Source organism: Bacteroidota bacterium, from assembly GCA_038746285.1.
GTDB lineage: Bacteria > Bacteroidota > Rhodothermia > Rhodothermales > JANQRZ01 > JANQRZ01.
The window spans coordinates 1-2,446 of sequence record JBCDKT010000108.1; the positions used below are offsets into that span (position 1 = coordinate 1).

At 68.6% G+C, this 2,446-nt stretch carries 2 protein-coding genes; both read right to left on the reverse strand.

Annotated features, from left to right (window positions below):
* Positions 1-983, reverse strand: a 983-nt coding sequence (locus tag AAGI91_17595; GenBank protein ID MEM1044427.1) for a sialidase family protein, incomplete at its 3' end; no start/stop codon positions are given.
* Positions 984-1,015: 32 nt separating this feature from the next.
* Entirely contained in the window at positions 1,016-1,855 is an 840-nt protein-coding gene (locus AAGI91_17600) for a T9SS type A sorting domain-containing protein (protein ID MEM1044428.1), read from the reverse strand.
* Between the last annotated feature and the right edge of the window lie 591 nt (positions 1,856-2,446).

A 2,446-nucleotide genomic window follows, 5' to 3' on the forward strand; every position in this document is an offset into this window, starting at 1 on the left:
ACAGCCAACTCCTCGTAGTTCAACTCGTGGCCCACGAGCGAGACCGCGTCGATCCGCTCGCTCCGGCCCCACGTCCGGCCCTCGTCGGCCGAGCGCCACACCCACGCCGTCCGGGGAGCACCCTCGTCGAGCGCCCACAGCACCCCGTCCGGCGCCACCTTGAGTTGGAGCGGCTTCGTACTCCGGACGCTCGGGATCCGGCCGGCGTACGTCCACGTCGCTCCGTCGGCGCTCTCCCAGATCGTCCCCCACGGGTCGCCACCGTCCGGGGCCGGGCCGTAGATGGCCGCGTAGAGACGGCCCGTCACCGGCGAGCGGACCACCGAGTCGTGGTCGCTGTCCCACACGAAGTCAGCGGCCAGGTTCGACGGCTGCCACGTGAGTCCGCCGTCGTTGGAGTAGGCCGCCCCGCCCCGGCCCACCGCGACGAGCCGGCCCGAAGGTCGCTCGGCCGAGGTGGGCAGGTGCTCGAACGCCATCGGCGCGTATGGGAAGCCCATCGCGTCGTTGAGGTCGACGAGGTCCCACGAGAGGCCCCCGTCCGTCGAGCGGGCGATGCCGCAGCAGTCGGTTTCGTTGGCGATGAGGGTACCGTCGGGCGTCTCGAAGACCACGTCCACGTCGTCGACACCGGTCCAGGTCCAGGTCCGGCCGCCGTCGTCGGAGCGGTGGAGCGTGCTGTTGACGGCGAACATGGCCCCGGTCGAGGCGACGAAGATGTCGTCCTCTGGAAGCCGGATGTCCTCGATGATGACGGTCCAGTCAGGGTCACCGGGGCGGATGACGGCGAGGATTTCGAGGCCGATGGTGTAGACAGCCGAATCGGGGGCGACGAAGAGGCCCTCGGACTCAGGGAGGTGGCGTCCGACGGAGTCGCCGACGACCTCCCAGACGAGGGGCACCGGCGGGGGCTGGGCGGCAGCGGGCCGCACGGCGAGGACGGCCAGCGCGGCGACGGCGACGTAGATCAGGGGACGCATCATGGCTCAAAGAAACGACGAGGCAGCGCGCCGTGCTAGCGCGTGACGGTGACGCGCTGCACGAACGCCTCGACGATAGAGCCCGTTTGGATCTGGGCACGCACGATGTACACACCCGGAGGGAGCGTCTCGCCGTCCAGTGCCAGCGTATGCCGTCCCGATCCGAGTGGCCCGTCTGCGAGTGTCGCCACAGTCCGGCCCAGCACGTCGGACACACTGACCCGGACCTCTGCGTCCTGCGAGAGCACGAGCGGCAGAACAGCCCGACCCGCGGCTGGGTTGGGTCGAGCGAGACCGAGGTGCGTCTGGGCTGTAGGCTCCTCGTCGGCCGTTTGGCTCTTCGCCGGCGCTCCAAGGGTCCGCGCCGCCACTGCTCCCTGGGTTCGAGCCGCTTCTGCCGACGACGCACCGATGACGAGTCCGTGCTCCTGGTGCATGGCCAGCGCCGTCTCGTGCTCAGGCCATCGTGCCGTCACCGCCGCGAGGGCCTCCGAGGCATCAGGGCCGTCGCCAGCGTCGAGGGAGAGGGCGTGCAGGACCGCCCACGCCTTGATAGCGAGGTCGCCCGCAGGTGCCTCCGAGATCAGCATGCGAGCGGCCTCCTCTGACTCTCTCGGTCGATCCCATGACCGGAGGACGTCTGCGAGGGCGAGGAGCGCGCGGGGTCGTTCGTCCGCGACAGCCGTTCGGTCCTCCAGGAACGGGAGGACGGCGGGCGATGTGCCGCGCCGGGCGACGCGGGCGATGGCCTCGAAGGCTCGGTGCGCGTCCTCGGGTCGCTCGGCCGTCTCGATGGCACGCATCAGCAGACCGAACGCCTCGCCGAGCGCATTCTCATCCGCGAGCCGAAGGGCTTCCCAGCGGAGTGGGTCCATTCCCTCAGGTGGGCCCGAGAGCTCCCCTGACTTGGTTCCAGTCCCTCCAACGGTTCGTGCAGATGTCCCTCCACACGACCCTCCAGCACTCGCGAGGAAGGGCGTGTAATCAATCGTACTCGTGCCATCGACCTGGATATCAGAGGGGTCGGGTGCCCCACTCGCGGTACCCCAGTAGTTGCACTCGGCACGGACATCGGACCCGTATCGGACGAAGGCGTGGCGGCTGAACTGGTACCCTGGGTCACGCCGGAATGTGTTGCGCCCGAAGTTGCTGCTCGTGCCCGCCCCAGCGGCGGCCTCAGAACCAGCCCACATCCGGAGTGTACCGTCCCGATTTCTCTCCAGGACGTTGTTCTCGTCGCCTGCCGAGAACCAGTGTGTGCCGAAGTGAACTGTTCCTCCATTCGTAGCACGCGCACCATAGCCGTCGGCGTCTGTCACCTCGGTGTCGTGGAGCCATACATCGCCGTTGTAAGCGTAGACTCCGCTGCCGCGACTGCCGTCGATCTCTGCCTCGTACACGTAGATGTCTGCCCCGCTGGCAGAGTACACACCGGAGTCGTGTCGTTCGATCCGAGGTACTCCTCC

Excerpts from the sequence above, each read along its gene's own strand:
- AAGI91_17600 (MEM1044428.1), bottom strand. The coding sequence starts at position 1,855 with ATGGACCCACTCCGCTGGGAAGCCCTTCGGCTCGCGGATGAGAATGCG.